The following is a 17677-nucleotide window of genomic DNA, read 5'->3' as shown; positions in this document are numbered from 1 at the left end:
GAGGCTGCGATGAGCGATACCCCCGTTGAAGAGATGAATTTTGAAACTGCGATGGCAGAGCTTGAGAAAGTGCTGGGTCAGCTTGAACGGGGTGATGTGGCATTGGACGAAAGTATCGCACTTTACGAACGTGGGGCGAAATTGAAGGCGCGCTGCGAGGCCAAGTTGAAAGAGGCCGAAGAAAAGGTTGCCGCAATCACTTTGGATGGGGACGGCAACCCAACAGGGGCGAAATCTGTTGAAGGGCTTTGAAGTTTCCGAAGTTGTCGACCTGAAGAGATATCCCTTTTCTGTTGCCCTTAAGAACGCGCAGGAAGCTGCAAGTGACCAAATCAGCCACCTGATCAGCGGTAGGACAGGCCCTGTGTCGGACGCGATGCGCTACGCGACGACCGGTGGAAAAGGGTTACGCGCATTTCTTGTTCTTGAGACTGCCCGGCTGCATGGCATCAGTGGCAGCGCAGTGCTGCCCGCAGCTGGTGCCATTGAGGCGTTGCATTCATATTCGCTGATCCATGATGATCTTCCCTGTATGGACGACGACGACCTTCGCCGGGGCCAGCCAACCGTTCACCGTAAATGGGACGAAGCAACCGCTGTGCTCGCCGGTGATGCGCTCCAATCAATTGCCTTTCAGCTTGTCAGCATGTCACGCTGCGCCCCCGAACATACGCTGATTTTGGTCCGGAGTCTGGCGACGGCAGCAGGGGTGCAGGGCATGGTGGGCGGGCAAGCCATGGATATTGCGGCGGAAACAGCGCCCAAGCCTTTATCACTGGACGAAATCACCGCGCTGCAAAAAGGCAAAACCGGGGCTTTGATAGAATGGTCTGCGATGGTTGGGCCGCGCATGGTCGGTGATCCCGGCCACAAATTACGCGTCTATGCAGAAAACCTAGGCCTTGCCTTTCAAATTGCCGATGACATCCTTGATGTTGAAGGTGATGCCGCCATCGTTGGCAAAGCCACCGGAAAAGACGCTCATGCTGGCAAGGCCACATTTGTTTCACACCTCGGCCTTGATGGGGCCAAACGCCGCGCCCAAGACCTCGTGCAATCCGCATGCGATGCCTTATCAATGTATGGCGAGGACGCAGAAACCTTGCGAGAGGCGGCTGCCTTCGTTATTGCCCGCCAAAGCTAAGCTGCCGACCCAAGGAAGGCCAACATGACCGACACGCCCGAAACACCCTTGCTCGATCAGATTTCACGCCCTGCTGATCTAAAGGCACTGTCGGACGCGCAATTGATCCAATTGTCAAAAGAACTGCGCAGCGAAACGATTTCCGCAGTGTCGGTTACTGGCGGGCATCTGGGTGCCGGTCTGGGCGTTGTGGAATTGACTGTGGCGCTGCATGCCGTTTTTGACACCCCCCGTGACAAGATCATCTGGGATGTGGGTCATCAGTGTTACCCCCACAAAATTCTGACTGAACGCCGTGACCGGATCCGCACCCTGCGTATGAAAGACGGGCTAAGCGGCTTCACCAAGCGCAGCGAATCCCCCTATGACCCCTTTGGGGCCGCGCACAGTTCGACCTCGATCAGTGCTGCACTTGGTTTCGCAGTGGCGCGCGATCTGGGCGGTGTGGTGCCAGAGGGACTTGGTGATGCAATAGCCGTCATTGGTGACGGGTCCATGTCGGCGGGCATGGCCTATGAGGCGATGAACAACGCAGGCCACCTCAAGAAACGCATGATCGTTATTCTGAACGACAACGAAATGTCGATCGCCCCCCCGGTTGGCGCGATGTCATCGTACCTCAGCCGCCTTTATGCCGAAGAGCCGTTTCAGGATCTGAAAGCTGCGGCCAAAGGTGCCGTCAGCCTGCTGCCTGAACCCTTCCGCGAGGGTGCGCGCCGCGCCAAGGATATGCTCAAGGGCATGGCCGTGGGCGGGACATTGTTCGAGCAATTGGGCTTCTCCTACCTCGGGCCAATCGACGGCCACGATTTGCACCAGCTGCTGCCCGTTTTGCGCACTGTAAAACAACGCGCCACCGGGCCGATCCTGATCCATGTCCTGACTAAAAAGGGCAAAGGGTATGGCCCCGCCGAAAAGGCACGCGACAAGGGTCACGGCGTGTCCAAATTCAATGTGGTGACAGGTGAACAAAAGAAAGCACCCTCAAATGCACCAAGCTACACATCCGTGTTTGCGCAAAGCCTGATGGCTGAGGCGGCAGAGGATGACAAGATTTGCGCTGTAACGGCTGCGATGCCAGATGGCACAGGCCTCAATCTGTTTGCCGAACGCTATCCCAGCCGGTGTTTTGACGTGGGCATTGCCGAACAACATGGCGTGACCTTTTCCGCAGCGCTTGCCGCTGGTGGGATGAAACCGTTTTGCGCGATGTATTCGACCTTCCTGCAGCGCGGGTATGATCAGGTGGTGCACGACGTCGCCATCCAGCGTCTTCCCGTGCGCTTTGCTATTGATCGCGCGGGGCTGGTGGGGGCCGACGGGGCCACCCACGCAGGTGCCTTCGACGTGGCCTTCCTTGCCAATCTGCCCGGATTTGTCGTCATGGCTGCCGCTGACGAGGCCGAGCTAAAGCACATGGTTGCGACCGCCGCCGCCTATGACGACGGCCCGATTGCGTTCCGTTTCCCCCGCGGCGAAGGCAATGGCGTGAATATGCCTGAACGCGGCATACCGCTTGAGATTGGCAAGGGCCGGATCATCAAACTTGGGTCAAAAGTTGCGCTTTTGTCGTTCGGCACACGGTTGGCCGAAGTCGAAAAAGCGGCCGAAGCTCTGGCAGCCAAGGGCATCACGCCCACAATCGCGGACGCACGGTTTGCCAAGCCGCTGGACCGGGACCTTATCCTGTCGCTTGCCGCAGACCATGAGGTCTTGATCACCATTGAAGAAGGGGCCATCGGCGGTTTTGGCAGCCATGTGGCGCAACTCCTTGCCGAAGAAGGTGTCTTTGATCAGGGGCTCAAATATCGGTCCATGGTTCTGCCTGACATCTTTATTGATCAGGCGAACCCGGCGGATATGTACGCCGTTGCCGGGATGAATGCGGAACAGATTGAAGCCAAGGTGCTGGATGTGCTGGGTGTTGCCAGCCTGAATTCACAACGCGCTTGATCCGGCTTCCTTGATGGGGCTTACTTGTTTCGCTGTTCTAAAAGAGCATCCATTCTTTTTTCGATGGCCAGCAACCTGTCAGCGACTTCAACCCGATAGGCGTCGGTCTCTGCGTTGGTTTCTTCGTGATGCGCATCTTGCATCGAATTGACAATCAAACCGACCAGCAGGTTTACCACGGCGAAAGTCGTTACCATGATGAACGGCACAAAGAACATCCACGCCAATGGATAAACCTCCATCACTGGGCGCACGATGCCCATTGACCAGCTTTCCAATGTCATGATCTGAAACAGTGAATATCCACTTCGGCCCAATGTGCCGAACCATTCTGGAAAGCTCATGCCGAACAGCTTTGTCGCGATCACTGCACCGATATAAAAGATCAGCGCCATCAGCAAAAATACCGATCCCATACCCGGCAAAGCATTGACGAACCCTTCAACCACCCGGCGCAAACGCGGAACCGTGGACACCAGCCGAAGCACCCGCAAGATGCGCAATGCCCGCAGCGCCGAAAACCCTTGCGTCACGGGAACCAGCGAAATGCCGACGATCACAAAGTCAAAGATGTTCCAGCCATCGCGAAAAAATCTGAACCGATACGCAAACAGCTTTGCCGCAATTTCGACCACAAAAATGGCAAGGCACAGCCTGTCCAAAAACAGGATTATCCCCCCCGCACGGGACATGATGGCCGCAGATGTTTCCATCCCCAACAGGATCGCATTAAAGATGATGACGGCCATAATGAAATTGCCGAATCCGGCTGTTTCAAGAAATGATTCTACGCGGTTTTTCACTGATTTCGCCTGCTGGTTCAATTGCGCCTATATGGCCATCTTGCCCAAGGCCAACAAGGACCTGTCGTCAATCTTATCCTGTCTAACGCTTCGTGGACCAGAACAGCCGCCGTTCAGGTGACATCCTTTAACATGGCGGCCAATCCCGTTTTGTAGTCGGGATATGTGGGCCGCCACCCAAGGTGTTCTTTGGCACGATCATTGCGCACCTTCTTGCTTTCGGCATAAAAACTGCGGGCCATCGGGCTCATTTCTGCGGTTTCAAAATCGACAGCTTCTGGCAAGGGCAGACCTAGCAATTCTGCGGCATGTCCGATCACGTCCTGAGGGGGGGCCGGATCATCATCACACAGATTATAGATCGCCCCAGGGTGCGGTGCCGCAATCGACAGCTCCAGCGCCTGCGCAATATCGTCCACATGAATGCGTGAAAAAACCTGTCCCTTTTTGATGATACGGCGGGCAGTACCATTTCGCACTTTGGCAAAGGGCCCCCGCCCGGGTCCATAAATACCCGCCAACCGAAATATATGCAGGGGCAGGTCGGGGATGGATTGCCATTCCGCCTCGGCTTTCACCCGGGCATGGCCGCGCTTGGTTGACGGTGTCAGGGCTGTGTCTTCATCGACCCAAGCCCCTTGATGGTCACCATAGACACCCGTGGTCGACAGATAGCCAACCCACCGAAACCCGGACGCCGCATCAGCAATTTCGGATCTCAAAGCATTCAGAACCGGATCGCCGTCGTTATCTGGCCCTGCCGAAATCAAGACATGCGGTGTTCTTGAGATCAGTTTGGAGATGTCATTGCCCGGCCACAGCAGCGGTTCAACACCTGATGCTGCGATGGCTGGCATCTTTTCAGCGCTGCGGGTCGTTCCAATGATCCGCCACCCTTGCGGAACCAACCGTTTGGCCAATGCGCGGGCACTAAAACCATGACCAAATGAAAGCAAAGTTTTATCCATGTGCGTTTACATGGCCCGCAACCGCGGGTTCATCAAGAATAAAGCAAACCCTGGATGCGGAAATGGCCCTCATTTTGTATTGAGTGGTTCTATGCGCGCCCGTTCTGCACGCCAATCACAGCGGCGGTATGATGCTGACCGAACTTGCCGAGAGAATACCCAAAAGGAAATGCTTCAACTACGATGCAATTCGCTTCTGGGCTGCATGCTCAAATCCTTCGACCCAGCGCTGCACGACCTCAACTGCCATGCCCTCATTATAGGCAATCTGCGCCTCGCGTAACTGCCGCATCGCCGAGGCCACTTCGATTTCTGACAAACCTTCGTCTTGGGCTGAAAAAATCTTGGGGTGATCAGTGCTCAACATTTCGCCTGAAAGGGTCAATTCCTCGGTCATTTTTTCGCCGGGGCGCAACCCGGTAAACTCGATCTCAATATCACCTTCACGGTTGTCCGCGTCACGCACCGTATAACCCGCACTTTCGATCACCTGACGCGCCAGGTGATAAATCAAAACCGGCTTGCCCATATCAAGCACAAATACTTCGCCACCCTGCGCCATGGCACCTGCTTGCAGGACCAAATTGACTGCCTCTTGAACGGTCATGAAATAGCGCGCGACCGACCGATCCGTCACGGTAAGTGGCCCACCACGGCTAAGCTGATCCTGAAACAGCGGGACAACTGATCCTGATGAACCAAGCACATTTCCAAAGCGCACAATCGAAAAGATCGTCCGCCCGCCGCTTCGACCGGAGCGGGCAAGATCCTGTATTACCAGTTCCGCAAGACGCTTGGACGCCCCCATCATGTTGGTTGGGCGCACGGCCTTGTCAGACGATATTAATATGAACCGCTCGACATGCGCCTTGACCGCTTGTTCAGCGAGCACTTGGGTCCCAAACACATTGTTCACCAATCCTGTCAGCGGATTGGCCTCAACCAAGGGAACATGCTTATACGCAGCCGCGTGCAAAACGACCTGAACAGCATGCTCTGCCATAGTCTTGCTGACCAGCCGTGCATCCGTGATTGATCCCAGTACCGACACAATTTCGATGTCCATACCCTTGGTCTGATGCCGAAATTCCATATCGGCCTGATACAATGCCAACTCGCTCAGTTCATAAAGGACAAGCTTCGCGGGACGGCATTCCAGCACCTGACGGCACAGCTCTGAACCGATGGACCCTCCCGCACCGCTCACCAGTACGACTTTACCCCTATAGCAAACCGCACCATCAGCTATTGAACCGGCAACCTCGTCGCGATTGAGAAAACTGTGGGCCGAGATCGGCTCTAACTTGTCTACCAGCGCCTCTTCGCCAATCAATTGTGCAAACGACGGGAGCGTCTGAACTTCCAATCCCATTCCCTTCAAGCGTCGCGCTATCTGGGCCTGCTTTGGTGGGCTCAACGAAGGAACCGCCAGCAAAACGCGGTCAATCTTCTTTGCAATGGCAATCTCGGCAATGCGCAGTGGCGTATAGACGGGCAGGTGCGCCACCATCAGACCCTGTAGGGCTGCGTTGTCATCTACAAATGCAACAGGTTCGATCTTTTCGTGACCGCGCAAGGCGGAAACCAGTTGGATCCCGGTTGTGCCGGCACCATAAATAAGCACCCTGCAACGTGGTGCAGACCGTCGATAGAGCGCCAAAACCAACTGCAACAATACTGCGCGGCTGATGACAATCGACGCAAAAAGCACAACACCAAACACAAGATGCAGCGCCAGTGGAAAATCAAGATGCCCGATACCCGACAGAATGGTTGAGGCGATGGCGAGAAGCAGCGCATAGACGGCGGTCACCCCAATTGCTGCAGTTTCATAGGCTTTCAGCCGAATTGAGCACACACCGAGCCAATGAGAGGCGGCCGCACCACTGACCAGAACATAGGGCAGTACCGGAAAATAAATGATAAGACTGGCACCCAGCCCAGCAGGCAAGCCCACCGCCGCCAGCGCACATAGCATCGATAACATGATCAGAATTGCGTCGAGAAACAGCATAATCATGCGTTTTTGGGGCTTTGTCAGGGCCTTGATCAGGTCTAACACGGGATAATGCCTTTTACTCTTCAACGCTTCGCAACCTTTGCTTCAAACCTCAAACAACAGTTTTCATGACCCCCCCGAAAGCTCGGCACCCGGCATTGGCCACCGTGCCTACGACTCTATTTTGCAAAGGTGAAAAGATGATGCAACCTTAAGTAGATTTATATTCTACTTTTACGCTTAAAAAGGTTAACAATAGTTTTAAATACGAGATCGATATCAAACCAGATCGATTGGTTGCGCTGGTAGATCAAATCAAGACGCGCCTTTCGCGGCACGCAGATCCGGCAATAGATATCATCCGTTTCATCTGGCGATTCACATCGCCCTAACAACCGTTCTTCGTGTTTGTGGAACCGGATCGTGGCCAACCCCGTCACACCCGGACGCGATTTCAGGACCTCGTCATAAATGTCAGGAAACCGTTCTACATATTCGCGCAACGGCGGACGCGGCCCGACAAAGCTCAGATCACCGCGCAGAATGTTCCAAAGTTGAGGGAATTCATCCAACCTTTTGCTGCGCAACCACGCACCTGTCCGCGTAACCCGTGCCAATTTGTCACCGCCTGACACGCCTCTGTCGAAATCAACCACGGTCATTGTTCTTAATTTCCATAGGCTGAACGGTTCGCTCTGCCCTCGCATCCGTTCGGCCACATGAAACAGCGGTCGCCCCTCTTTGATCAGCAAATAGGCCAGCAGGCAAAGCAGGACCGGCCCAAGAATGACCACCAATATGCTGGCAAAGAACAGGTCAAAGATACGCTTGCGCAAGGTCATGTTGGTGCCCTCTGTCGTTCTGGGTAAATCGACGCCATTCCGCCACCAGACCGGCAGCGGTAGAAATCAGCGCGCCGCCGCGCACATGTTGTCCAAGCCGCCCGGTCGAAAGCTCAACGTCTTCGATCACATTCTCAGCGGCTTTGCGCGGCACCCATGGCAAGTCGGCAGCATCCAAAAGCCTGCCCATTTCAACCGTGCCCGGTGCAGCAACATTCATGATATCCGGTAAACCGACCACTTGGGTCAGACGGCAAACAACACTCGCCAATGCCTCTGGGCCAATGTAGCTGCGCCGTGGGGTCCGCCCATCAGACAGTTGATCGATTGCCATATCAGCGGTCCAGCCGCCCAAAATGCTATCTGCGCCAGCAACGTTTCCAATCCGAAGCACGGTCGTCTGCTGTCCAATGTCCAAGGCTTCCTTCAGCCCGGCCTTTTCCATGTCAAGCTTGGCCCGCCCATAGTCTGATAGCGGTTCGCATCTGCCGCTTTCATGCAGAACGCCACCCGCCCGTCCATAAACCGAAGCGGAGGACACCAAAAACACCCGCCCAACTCCGGCACCATGCGCTGCATGCACGGCGGCCAAGGCCAGATCTGTGTTCAACGATAATGCATCACCACTTTGGCTAGCATGGCGTGGTGTCACCCCGGACAAACAAACCACGGCGCGCGCGTGTTCAAGGTGTTTGCGCGCCGCATCAAGATCGCGACAAAGATCGAAAGAGACAAACCCCGGCCGTTCATATCGGCTGTGACACACCAGATCATCCGGAACCGGCCACATCTGACGAAGCATTTGGCCCAGTTTTCCAGATGCCCCCAACAACACGACTTTGCCAGTTCCGCTAGACAGGTTCGCAATCACTTGTGCCGGGCCTCGTTTCGTATCATTTGCGCAACCAATCACACCTTTAGATAGAATTAGATTGAACGCCTTACCTTTTGCGTGTTTTAAGCAATAAGACTGCAAACAATTAACGCCTGATTAACAATGAAGAGCGGTTGCGCAGATATGGGCCCAAGTTTCAGAATACTCGTCTGCATTCTGCTGACGGTCACCTTGGCCGGGTGCGGCTCGTTGCCCCGTGGGGCAGCGGTCGAAAGAGAAATATTAAAGAACGCGAACCAACCGGCCGCCGACATTGCCGTGTACCCTGTAACCCGCAATTTTTTGCCAAACGTTGCGACATGGCCCCATAGTGGATCGCGCAGATACAGTTGGATCAGCCACAGTCACGGATCAAACGCCCAGGTGATCCGCCCCGGTGACAGCCTGGATTTGTTGGTCTGGGACAGCGGTGAAAATTCTTTGCTGACGGGGGCCGAACAGCGCGTTGCGACACTGCCTTCGATCCGTGTGTCCGAAAGCGGGAGCATCTTTGTGCCTTACGTCGGCAAGGTAAAGGTATCCGGCCGCACCCCCGACAGCGCCCGCGCATTGATCCAGCGTCAGGTTGAAGCGATTGTGCCCTCTGCACAGGTGCAGCTTGCGATGGCCGAGGGGCGTGCAAATTCAATCGATCTGGTCGGTGGCGTCAATAATCCCGGCAACATCGTCATGCCAGATCAGAATTTTTCGGTACTGTCGGCCATTTCCGCAGGTGGCGGCGTCAGCAGCACCTTGGAAAACCCTCAGGTCAAACTTGTCCGCGGCCAAAAAATCTATGCCACGTCCGTTGACCGGCTTTATGACAATCCGTCCCTCGACACCCGTCTGCGCGGTGGCGACAAGGTCATCGTGGAGGGCGACCGCCGCTACTTCCTGTCGCTCGGTGCCGCCGGACGCGAGGCGCAATTCTCTTTTAACCGCGATGACGTGTCTGCCCTTGACGCGCTGGCCATCATTGGCGGCGTGAACGACAGCCGCGCCGACCCCCAAGGCATCCTGATCCTGCGCGAATACAGTTCAACTGCCCTCAGCGATGGCATCCGGGGGCCTGAAAAAACCCGGGTTGTGTTCACCCTAGATCTGACCACATCAGACGGATTGTTCTCGGCAGGGAATTTTCACCTTCTGTCCGGCGATTTGGTGCTGGCGACGGAAAGCCCGATCACAAACACACGCACCATTCTGGGTCTGGTCGGGTCGGCATTTGGTCTGATTTCGGTCGGCAACAACATCTCTGACTAAGGGATTTCTATCTGTTTCCCGCGAGGCACCAGCGCGTTGATCTGTGCAATATGCTGCGGCAGGCATCTGGTCAGAAAGTCGTATTTTTTAATGACGTGATCTCTTGCCGCCTGGCGCAGATGTGCAAACTCCTCGGGTCGGGCAAGCACATCAACAACGCGTGACGCAATCGCATTGTGATCAAAGAAATCAACCAAAAGCCCGGTCTCTCCGTCTGTAATCGCCTCGCGCACCGGGGCCACATCAGAGGCCACGATGACCGCCCCCATCGACATCGATTCCAACAGCGACCAGGACAGCACAAAGGGCATCGTCAGATAGATATGACACCTGCTGATCTGGATGATTTTTTGATAATCCGGATATGGCACCTGACCCAGAAAGTGCACGCGGTCCCAATCAATGTCAGCACCAACTTCAGCTTCCATTTCGGCGCGCATCCCGGCCCGGTGTTTGCTTTTGCCGCCATAAGACGTGTCATTGCCCCCGACAATCAGCACCCGCGCATTTGGGCGTTCTTTCAATATCCCCGGCAGCGCCCGCATAAAGACGTGAAAGCCGCGCGCTTTTTCCAGATTGCGTGCGACGTAAGTGATCACCTCATCATCTCGGGTCAGTTCGCGCCCCAATCGACCCAGCCCCAATGTTACCTTCGGATTGGGCCGCAACTTGTCAGTACGAATGCCATCGTGGCAGACGTACATGCGGTCATGAAAGCTGCTTGGGAATTGGTCACGCTGCCAGAGGGTCGGACAATGCCCCATATCGACAGTCTCGATGTTGGCCAGCGGCACCGCATTGCGCGCCTGCATCAGGAATGGCGTATGGTCCGAGATCGGCTCATCGGGGTCAAACCCGACCAACCCTCCGCCAAGGTTATAATAGAATTCAAACAAGCCGATAACTGGCACATCGGGCCAGATCTGCTTGATAAACGTCAATTCGCCCCAACCCACGTGGCCGATCACGATGTCAGGCTTGAAACCCTCTTTGGTCTCAAGCTCTTTGGCGGCCAGCGCCGCACCAAATCCGTTCCCTGTTGCCTCTTCCCACACCCGCGACAATCCGTAGGACTCTTTGGTGGCGCTGCGGTGCGTCTTGTACAAACGGGTCTCAATCCCATTAAGGCTAGGCGCGTTTTTGCGCTGCGTGAGAAAATATATCTTATGCCCCCCACGCGCTGCGAGCCATTGCACCAATTCACGGTATTGGCCCGGCATGTTCTGGTGCACAAAAAGGAAATTCATTCAGGATCCCTGCTCGGATATTGGGTGTTGCCAGAAAATCAAAGCAGCCAAAGGTTAGCAACCGCTCAACAATTCAGCGCTTTCGTGCCTGCAGCCGCGCGCGCATCCGCGCCTTGCCCTCTGGGGTCCCGTCGTGGAACGACCCAAACAGCTTGTCCCAGGGCACATCCAGATTGCCATAATTCACTTCGAAATACCTGTGATGTATCTGGTGGTGAAACATGCCCAGATGCACCCGCTTTGCATTGCGAAACCACAAACCTTCGAAACCAGTGTGCGTGGTGACGGCCAGCAACGCGTAGAACATCAGATGAAAGATCAGATGTACCGGATGCGTCGGCAAAACAAAGTGGATGATCACAGTGCCAAAATACATGACATGCTCAATCGGATGCATCGACAGCCCGGACCAGGGCCCAACATCGGTATTGCGGTGGTGCAAAGCGTGAAACCGATAGAGCAGATTGGAATGCAGCAGGCGGTGGATCCAGTAAAAGTAAAAACTCTCCCACACCGGAATGAGAAAGAAGAACGCGATGAACCAAATGGGCGTCTCGCTGAACGACGTAAGCGGCGCATAGCCATTTGCCAGCGCCCACCAAAGCAACACCTCAAATCCTGACCAGATTGTCACACCAGAGGCGAGCGACCAGAACATGTTGTCTTTGATCTGCGCATCAAAGCTGAAGACCCGCCCCTTGCGCGGAAATGGGCGTGGATCATATTTTTTGTCCGTGCCTTGCACTGCATAGGTATGGAACCACAGATGCAGACCGCCAGCGACCACCAGCAACAAGAAAAAGTTGCGGAGAAATATCAGCGCAATCCACGAAATGCCCAATATTAGGGTCTGGTTCAGGTCTGGACTGAACCAAAGATAACTCACCCACGCCAATCCAAGGATCGCCATATTGATGGTGAGGAAAAACCAGCCGTCCGCATACCATTTGAGCGTCGCCAGAGGTTTCGGCGGCCATTGCCACAGCGGCGAAACCGCGATCGGTACCTCAGGCACATGATTCCATTCCTGCCGCGTGTCCGTCATTTTGCGTACATCCGTTTCTTGCGCGCGCGGGTGTCCGTCGTTGCGGCTTCGGTTCCGTCATGAAAGGTGCCAAACCATCGATCCCAGGGCATTTCCTGATTGCCATAATTACATTCATAATACCGGTGATGCAGCGTGTGATAGAACGTGCCCAGCGCGAGGCTGCGCTTGTCCCGGATCAACAGATCCTCGTATCCAGTATGCGACATCGCTGCCCCCGGCCCCTGATACAACACGTGAAAAATCAAATGCACCGGATGCGACGCGACAATCCAGTGAACGCACAACGAGGTCAGATAGATAAAATGCTCAACCGGGTGCATGGAAAGACCCGACCACGGCCCGATGTTGATATTGCGGTGATGCAGCGAATGATAGCGCGTGTAGAAAAATGGCACATGCAGCAAACGATGCACCCAATAGAAATGGAACGCTGACCACACGGGCAGCAGAACGATCCACACCACAAACCAAACCGGATTTTCCGCCAGGGTGATGACCGGCGCATATCCATTGGCCATCAACCACATCGTGACAACCTGAAACCCGGTCAACTGCGCCACACCGCTGGTCAGCGTCCAGAACATGTTGTCCTTGACCTGATCAGCGAATTTGAAAGCACGGTTGTTCTTGGCTTGATCGCGGCCATCAAACTTCAGCGTCTTGGCCTGCCCCCGATACATGTAGAAATACCAGTGCAGCGCGCCCGCGATACCCCCGACCAATGCCAAATTCACGACATAGGTTTGAAATATCCAAACAAGTCCAAAGCTGCGCGCCACATCTAGCGGTGGATAAAGCCAATAATAGCCACCGATTGCCAAAAGCAGCAAAAGCATCCGTTCGCTCAACGTCAGCCAATTTCGACGAAACCAGCCTGCAATATGCGCGATACCCGTACCTTTGGCAAAGATCGATGGATCCTCCAGCGGCAAAGGCGGATGGTAGTTCCATACCGCGTTTTTTGGCGCTTCATCTTGCATAATCGGACCCTTCGCTGTCCAATATCGCCTTCAGCTCCGCCAGATGTCTTGTGTCCTGATCAGCATATTCTTCCAATTCACGCGCCGTTTTTTCGGCAATGTCATCAGGAATACGGCGCAGGGGCTGACCCGTCTGCAGCGCCCGAATATACGTTTCTGCGGCACGTTCGAAATAATAGAGCCTGTTAAAGGTATCCGCGACCGTATCGCCGATCACCAAAACGCCATGGCTGCCCATGACCATCACTTTCTGTTTGGGGTCCTTGAGAAGTTTGGCACAGCGCGCGCCTTCATCCTCAAACGCCAGCCCGCCGTAATCCTCATCAATCACCACACGATTGTAAAAGGTACAACAATTCTGATCTATGGGCGGAAGGCGGCTGTCCTGCAGACACGCCAGAACTGTCGCGTGGATGGAATGGACATGCATGACACAGCGTGCATGCTCGCAGGCCCGATGGACCCCACCGTGCAACCCCCAGGCCGTCGGATCTGGCGCATTAGGGCCTGAAAGCGTCTCTGAATCTTCGGCATCAATCATCAGCAAATCGCTGGCTTTGATACGGCTGAAATGTACCTGATTGGGATTCATCAAGAACTGCGTGCCCGCATCGTTGACCGCCAGAGAAAAGTGGTTTGCGACCCCTTCATGCATGTTCAACCGCGCGGTCCACCGAAACGCCGCGGCAAGATCAACACGCTCCTGCCAATGGTCCATGTTGGACCTGATCTGTGTTACGCTCATTGCACTGCCCCCTTCAAAATCAAATCGGCCTGCTTGCCACCCAGGCATAGCCATTTTCGCACAACACATAGGCTTCTCTCAGCCCATGTGGCTTGTCAGTTGGTCCTTGTAAAATCATCCCTCCAGCGGCCTCCGCTTTCGCGCAAACTGCCTCTGGATCGCTTTCATAGAGCCTTATTTCGACCCCAGTGCCCCGAGGCGGGCTTTCCGGTAAGAGGCCAAGCAAAGGGTTAGAATGATAGGTCCCATCACTGTGCAGTTGAAAAATCTGATCCCCATAGGTCATGATCGCGAAATCAGAACTTACACGGTGCCCTTTCATCCCAAAAACAGTCTCTAAAAAGGCGACTTCGCGCTTCACGTCCCGGACAAGCAAATTCAATCCAATGCCACGCAGGCTGGCCCCAAAATCTTCGGCGGCGACCGTCTCAAAATTCATCGGCGTTCCTTTGCGTCGCATCAGCTTGAACATGCCTAAACCCTGTGGCACCTTTGGACATGACGCAAGATAATTTTCCCTCATGGCCCGATGTCGCCGCCCAGCTTGTGAACGTGGCTGCGGGGCGTACACCAGCAGACACCATCATTACCGGTGGCATTTGGGTCAACGTGCACACCCGCGAAGCGCTGCCTGATCACGACATTGCCATCGCTGCCGGGCGGATCGCTTTTGTCGGTCCGGATGCCGGCCATTGTCGCGGCGACGACACCACGATCATCAAGGCCAATGGCCGCTATATGATTCCCGGCTTGTGTGATGGGCATATGCACATCGAATCCGGCATGCTGACCCCGGCAGAATTTGCCCGCGCGGTGATCCCGCATGGCACCACATCAATGTTCACCGATCCACATGAGATCGCCAATGTGCTGGGCCTCAAGGGCGTCAGGATGATGCATGACGAGGCGCTGATGCAGCCGGTCAACATCTTTACCCAGATGCCCTCCTGTGCGCCCTCTGCCCCCGGAATGGAAACGACGGGCTTCGAAATATCCGCCGCAGACGTGGCTGAGGCGATGCAATGGCCCGGCATCATCGGTCTGGGCGAAATGATGAACTTTCCGGGTGTCAGCAACGCAGCCCCGCAAATGCTGGCCGAAATCGCAGCAACCCAGAAAGCAGGCAAAACCGTTGGTGGGCATTATGCGTCACCCGACCTCGGCCCCCCTTTTGCCGCGTATGTGGCTGGCGGCCCTGCGGACGACCACGAAGGAACCTGCGAAGCAGACGCTATCGCCCGAATGCGTCAGGGGATGCGATCCATGATCCGTCTCGGCTCTGCCTGGTATGACGTCAAGACTCAGATAACCGCGATTACGGAAAAGGGGCTCGATCCGCGCAACATGATCCTGTGCACGGACGATTGCCATTCCGGTACCCTTGTCAATGAAGGCCACATGAACCGTGTCGTACGGCACGCAATTGAGTGCGGGTGTGATCCATTGATCGCCCTGCAAATGGCGACGATCAACACAGCAACTCACTTTGGGCTTGAACGTGAAATCGGGTCCATCACACCGGGCAGACGGGCGGATATCATCCTGACGCCAGACCTGAAAACACTCAAGATAGAGACTGTTATCGCCCGCGGGCAGGTCGTTGCGCAGGATGGCGAATGCCTTGTTGATTGTCCGCACTACAACTGGCCCGATACCGCGCGCCAGACGGTGAACATGGGCAAGATCCTGACAGCCGCCGATTTTCATATCGCCGCACCCCAAGGGGCAAACGCCGTCACGGCAAACGTGATCGGCGTCGTCGAAAATCAGGCCCCGACCAAGGCGCTGCAATTCGAATTGCCCGTCACCGAAGGGCGGGTGCAGGGCACCGGCGAAGTCTGCCAGATTGCGCTGGTTGAACGCCATCGCGCGACCGGTACTGTGGTCAACGCATTTGTTTCAGGTTTTGGATATGAGGGGTCGATGGCAATGGCATCGACCGTTGCACATGACAGCCACCACATGATCGTCGTTGGCACCGGTGCGGACCAGATGGCATTGGCCGCGAACCGCCTGCGCGAGGTGGGGGGTGGCATCACCATCTTCCGCAATGGTCAGGAATTGGCCCTGGTTGCATTGCCAATTGCCGGTCTCATGTCTGACAGCCCCGCCACCGAAGTCGCAGCCAAGGCCGAGCAGATGATGCAGGCGATGCGCGACTGCGGCTGCACGTTAAACAACGCCTACATGCAACACTCCCTCTTGGCGCTGGTCGTGATCCCGGAATTGCGGATATCCGATCTTGGCCTCGTAGATGTGCGAAAGTTTGAATTTGTCCCCTTATTAGAGCCGCTTTAATGACAAAAATACTGACACCCAATGCCACCCCATCCGAGAAATTTCACGACGCCACGGCCGCTGTCGACCGTCTGACCGAGCTTTACGTCCAGGCAACGACATTCCTGCGCGATCAGTTCTCGGCCGCCATGGAGAGCACCCCATCAGGTGTCCGCATCCGCGCATACTATCCAGAGGTTAGGTTTCGCACATCCAGCTATGCCCATGTCGACAGCCGTTTGTCCTTTGGCCATGTGTCATCGCCCGGAACTTTTTCCGCGACCATCACGCGGCCTGACCTGTTTCGCAATTACCTTATCCAACAGATTGGCCTGCTGATTGAAAATCACGACCAACCCGTGATCATCTGCGCGTCGGATACACCCATTCCAGTGCATTTCGCTGTGACGGGCGAAAGCGCGATCAATATCCCACAAGACGGGGCTGCCGATTTCACCCTGCGCGATATTTTTGATGTGCCAGACCTCAGCACCACAAATGATGACATTGTAAACGGCACGTTTTCACCCGTTAACGATGAACGCCCCCTTGCCCCCTTTACCGCCCAGCGGGTCGATTATTCGCTGGCCCGTTTGGCGCATTACACGGCAACCGATCCTGAACATTTTCAGTGTCACGTGCTTTTCACCAACTACCAGTTCTATGTGACAGAATTTGAAGACTTTGCCCGCACCCAGTTGAATGACCCTGAAAGCGGCTACACCTCGTTTGTCTCGACCGGCAATGTTGAGATCACTGATGGGGATACACTGATCCCGGACACGCCCAAGACACCGCAAATGCCAACCTACCACCTGAAACGCGCCGATGGGTCTGGCATCACTCTGGTGAACATCGGCGTCGGTCCCAGCAACGCCAAAACAGCAACCGATCACATCGCCGTCCTGCGCCCCCATGCCTGGCTGATGGTGGGGCACTGTGCCGGTCTGCGCAACACCCAGGCGCTGGGTGATTTTGTGCTGGCCCACGCCTACCTACGGGAAGATCACGTATTGGACGACGATCTGCCGGTTTGGGTACCAATCCCGGCACTTGCGGAAATTCAAATCGCCTTGGAAAAGGCCGTTGCTCAAGTCACCCAGCTCGAAGGTTACGAATTGAAGCGCATCATGCGCACCGGCACGGTGGCAACCATCGACAACCGCAACTGGGAACTGCGGGATCAATCCGGTCCGGTCCAACGACTAAGCCAGTCGCGCTCCATCGCGCTGGACATGGAAAGTGCCACGATTGCCGCCAATGGTTATCGTTTCAGGGTGCCCTATGGTACGCTTCTTTGCGTCTCGGACAAGCCTCTTCACGGTGAATTAAAGCTGCCGGGAATGGCGTCTGACTTCTATAAAACGCAGGTTTCGCGCCATTTGATGATCGGTATCCGCGCAATGGAATTGGTCCGCGGCACCCCGCTTGAACGCATTCACAGCCGGAAATTGCGCTCATTTGACGAAACGGCCTTTCTCTGAAGGCGAAAAACCGCAGAAAAACGCATATTTCCGCATTTTCCGGGCCACTA

At 55.3% G+C, this 17677-nt stretch carries 16 protein-coding genes; 6 read left to right on the top strand and 10 right to left on the bottom strand.

The window, feature by feature from the left end:
* Window positions 1-9: 9 nt before the first annotated feature.
* From C1J02_RS01310 to dxs, 3 genes are read left to right on the top strand one after another with little or no spacing between them, the layout of a single operon-like run.
* Window positions 10-252: an exodeoxyribonuclease VII small subunit gene (locus tag C1J02_RS01310; RefSeq protein WP_114876796.1), complete on the top strand. Its 243-nt coding sequence runs from the start codon at window positions 10-12 to the stop codon at window positions 250-252.
* On the top strand, window positions 239-1144 hold the full coding sequence (locus tag C1J02_RS01305) for a polyprenyl synthetase family protein (protein WP_254693180.1): 906 nt from the start codon (window positions 239-241) through the stop codon (window positions 1142-1144). The genes C1J02_RS01310 and C1J02_RS01305 overlap by 14 nt, the downstream gene beginning before the upstream one ends.
* Window positions 1145-1168: 24 nt before the next feature.
* The gene (dxs, locus tag C1J02_RS01300; protein WP_114876794.1) at window positions 1169-3097 is read left to right on the top strand and encodes a 1-deoxy-D-xylulose-5-phosphate synthase; all 1929 of its coding nucleotides are present in this window, start codon (window positions 1169-1171) and stop codon (window positions 3095-3097) included.
* 20 nt (window positions 3098-3117) lie between these two features.
* On the opposite strand, the gene C1J02_RS01295 is transcribed toward dxs, so the two are convergent.
* The 5 genes from C1J02_RS01295 to C1J02_RS01275 form a co-directional block, all read right to left on the bottom strand.
* The gene (locus C1J02_RS01295) at window positions 3118-3900 is read right to left on the bottom strand and encodes an ion transporter (RefSeq protein WP_302622759.1); all 783 of its coding nucleotides are present in this window, start codon (window positions 3898-3900) and stop codon (window positions 3118-3120) included.
* Window positions 3901-4013: 113 nt separating this feature from the next.
* On the bottom strand, window positions 4014-4868 hold the full coding sequence (locus C1J02_RS01290) for an SDR family oxidoreductase (RefSeq protein WP_114876792.1): 855 nt from the start codon (window positions 4866-4868) through the stop codon (window positions 4014-4016).
* A gap of 178 nt (window positions 4869-5046) precedes the next feature.
* Window positions 5047-6930, bottom strand: coding sequence for a nucleoside-diphosphate sugar epimerase/dehydratase (locus tag C1J02_RS01285; RefSeq protein ID WP_114876791.1), 1884 nt, complete (start codon window positions 6928-6930; stop codon window positions 5047-5049).
* Window positions 6931-7088: 158 nt separating this feature from the next.
* Window positions 7089-7709 carry a sugar transferase gene (locus C1J02_RS01280; protein ID WP_114876790.1) on the bottom strand — a complete coding sequence of 207 codons (621 nt, stop codon included), beginning with the start codon at window positions 7707-7709 and terminating at the stop codon, window positions 7089-7091.
* Complete coding sequence (locus tag C1J02_RS01275) at window positions 7684-8580, bottom strand: NAD(P)-dependent oxidoreductase (RefSeq protein ID WP_205389845.1); 897 nt, start codon at window positions 8578-8580, stop codon at window positions 7684-7686. Before C1J02_RS01275 ends, C1J02_RS01280 begins: the two co-directional genes overlap by 26 nt.
* 387 nt (window positions 8581-8967) lie before the next feature.
* On the opposite strand from C1J02_RS01275, the gene C1J02_RS01270 reads away from it, so the two are divergent.
* Window positions 8968-9846 carry a polysaccharide biosynthesis/export family protein gene (locus tag C1J02_RS01270; RefSeq protein ID WP_254693179.1) on the top strand — a complete coding sequence of 293 codons (879 nt, stop codon included), beginning with the start codon at window positions 8968-8970 and terminating at the stop codon, window positions 9844-9846.
* On the opposite strand, the gene C1J02_RS01265 is transcribed toward C1J02_RS01270, so the two are convergent.
* The 5 genes from C1J02_RS01265 to C1J02_RS01245 all read right to left on the bottom strand — a co-directional run bounded on the left by C1J02_RS01265 (window position 9843) and on the right by C1J02_RS01245 (window position 14305).
* Entirely contained in the window at window positions 9843-11093 is a 1251-nt protein-coding gene (locus C1J02_RS01265; protein ID WP_114876787.1) for a glycosyltransferase family 4 protein, read from the bottom strand. The genes C1J02_RS01270 and C1J02_RS01265 overlap by 4 nt on opposite strands.
* Before the next feature lie 73 nt (window positions 11094-11166).
* Window positions 11167-12138 (bottom strand): sterol desaturase family protein, encoded by a 972-nt coding sequence (locus C1J02_RS01260; RefSeq protein WP_114876786.1) that lies wholly within the window; start codon window positions 12136-12138, stop codon window positions 11167-11169.
* Entirely contained in the window at window positions 12135-13121 is a 987-nt protein-coding gene (locus C1J02_RS01255; protein ID WP_114876785.1) for a sterol desaturase family protein, read from the bottom strand. The genes C1J02_RS01260 and C1J02_RS01255 overlap by 4 nt, the downstream gene beginning before the upstream one ends.
* A complete protein-coding gene (locus tag C1J02_RS01250; protein WP_114880300.1) occupies window positions 13111-13866 on the bottom strand; it encodes a class II aldolase and adducin N-terminal domain-containing protein in 756 nt (251 codons plus the stop codon). Before C1J02_RS01250 ends, C1J02_RS01255 begins: the two co-directional genes overlap by 11 nt.
* Window positions 13867-13885: 19 nt before the next feature.
* On the bottom strand, window positions 13886-14305 hold the full coding sequence (locus tag C1J02_RS01245) for a glyoxalase/bleomycin resistance/extradiol dioxygenase family protein (RefSeq protein WP_114880299.1): 420 nt from the start codon (window positions 14303-14305) through the stop codon (window positions 13886-13888).
* Between the two features lie 59 nt (window positions 14306-14364).
* Between C1J02_RS01245 and ade the strand changes: the two genes are divergently transcribed.
* Window positions 14365-16164: an adenine deaminase gene (gene ade, locus C1J02_RS01240; RefSeq protein ID WP_114876784.1), complete on the top strand. Its 1800-nt coding sequence runs from the start codon at window positions 14365-14367 to the stop codon at window positions 16162-16164.
* Window positions 16164-17627 carry an AMP nucleosidase gene (locus tag C1J02_RS01235; RefSeq protein ID WP_114876783.1) on the top strand — a complete coding sequence of 488 codons (1464 nt, stop codon included), beginning with the start codon at window positions 16164-16166 and terminating at the stop codon, window positions 17625-17627. The genes ade and C1J02_RS01235 overlap by 1 nt, the downstream gene beginning before the upstream one ends.
* Window positions 17628-17677 lie beyond the last annotated feature (50 nt).

Source organism: Sulfitobacter sp. SK011, from assembly GCF_003352065.1.
GTDB lineage: Bacteria > Pseudomonadota > Alphaproteobacteria > Rhodobacterales > Rhodobacteraceae > Sulfitobacter.
The sequence above is the reverse complement of the archived record's forward strand: the minus strand, read 5'-3'. Positions and strand labels throughout refer to the sequence as shown.

Excerpts from the sequence above, each read along its gene's own strand:
- C1J02_RS01255 (WP_114876785.1), bottom strand. The coding sequence starts at position 13,121 with ATGCAAGATGAAGCGCCAAAAAACGCGGTATGGAACTACCATCCGCCT.
- C1J02_RS01260 (WP_114876786.1), bottom strand. The coding sequence starts at position 12,138 with ATGACGGACACGCGGCAGGAATGGAATCATGTGCCTGAGGTACCGATC.
- C1J02_RS01235 (WP_114876783.1), top strand. The coding sequence starts at position 16,164 with ATGACAAAAATACTGACACCCAATGCCACCCCATCCGAGAAATTTCAC.
- C1J02_RS01265 (WP_114876787.1), bottom strand. The coding sequence starts at position 11,093 with ATGAATTTCCTTTTTGTGCACCAGAACATGCCGGGCCAATACCGTGAA.
- ade (WP_114876784.1), top strand. The coding sequence starts at position 14,365 with ATGACGCAAGATAATTTTCCCTCATGGCCCGATGTCGCCGCCCAGCTT.
- C1J02_RS01280 (WP_114876790.1), bottom strand. The coding sequence starts at position 7,709 with ATGACCTTGCGCAAGCGTATCTTTGACCTGTTCTTTGCCAGCATATTG.
- C1J02_RS01250 (WP_114880300.1), bottom strand. The coding sequence starts at position 13,866 with ATGAGCGTAACACAGATCAGGTCCAACATGGACCATTGGCAGGAGCGT.
- C1J02_RS01245 (WP_114880299.1), bottom strand. The coding sequence starts at position 14,305 with ATGAATTTTGAGACGGTCGCCGCCGAAGATTTTGGGGCCAGCCTGCGT.
- C1J02_RS01310 (WP_114876796.1), top strand. The coding sequence starts at position 10 with ATGAGCGATACCCCCGTTGAAGAGATGAATTTTGAAACTGCGATGGCA.
- dxs (WP_114876794.1), top strand. The coding sequence starts at position 1,169 with ATGACCGACACGCCCGAAACACCCTTGCTCGATCAGATTTCACGCCCT.
- C1J02_RS01290 (WP_114876792.1), bottom strand. The coding sequence starts at position 4,868 with ATGGATAAAACTTTGCTTTCATTTGGTCATGGTTTTAGTGCCCGCGCA.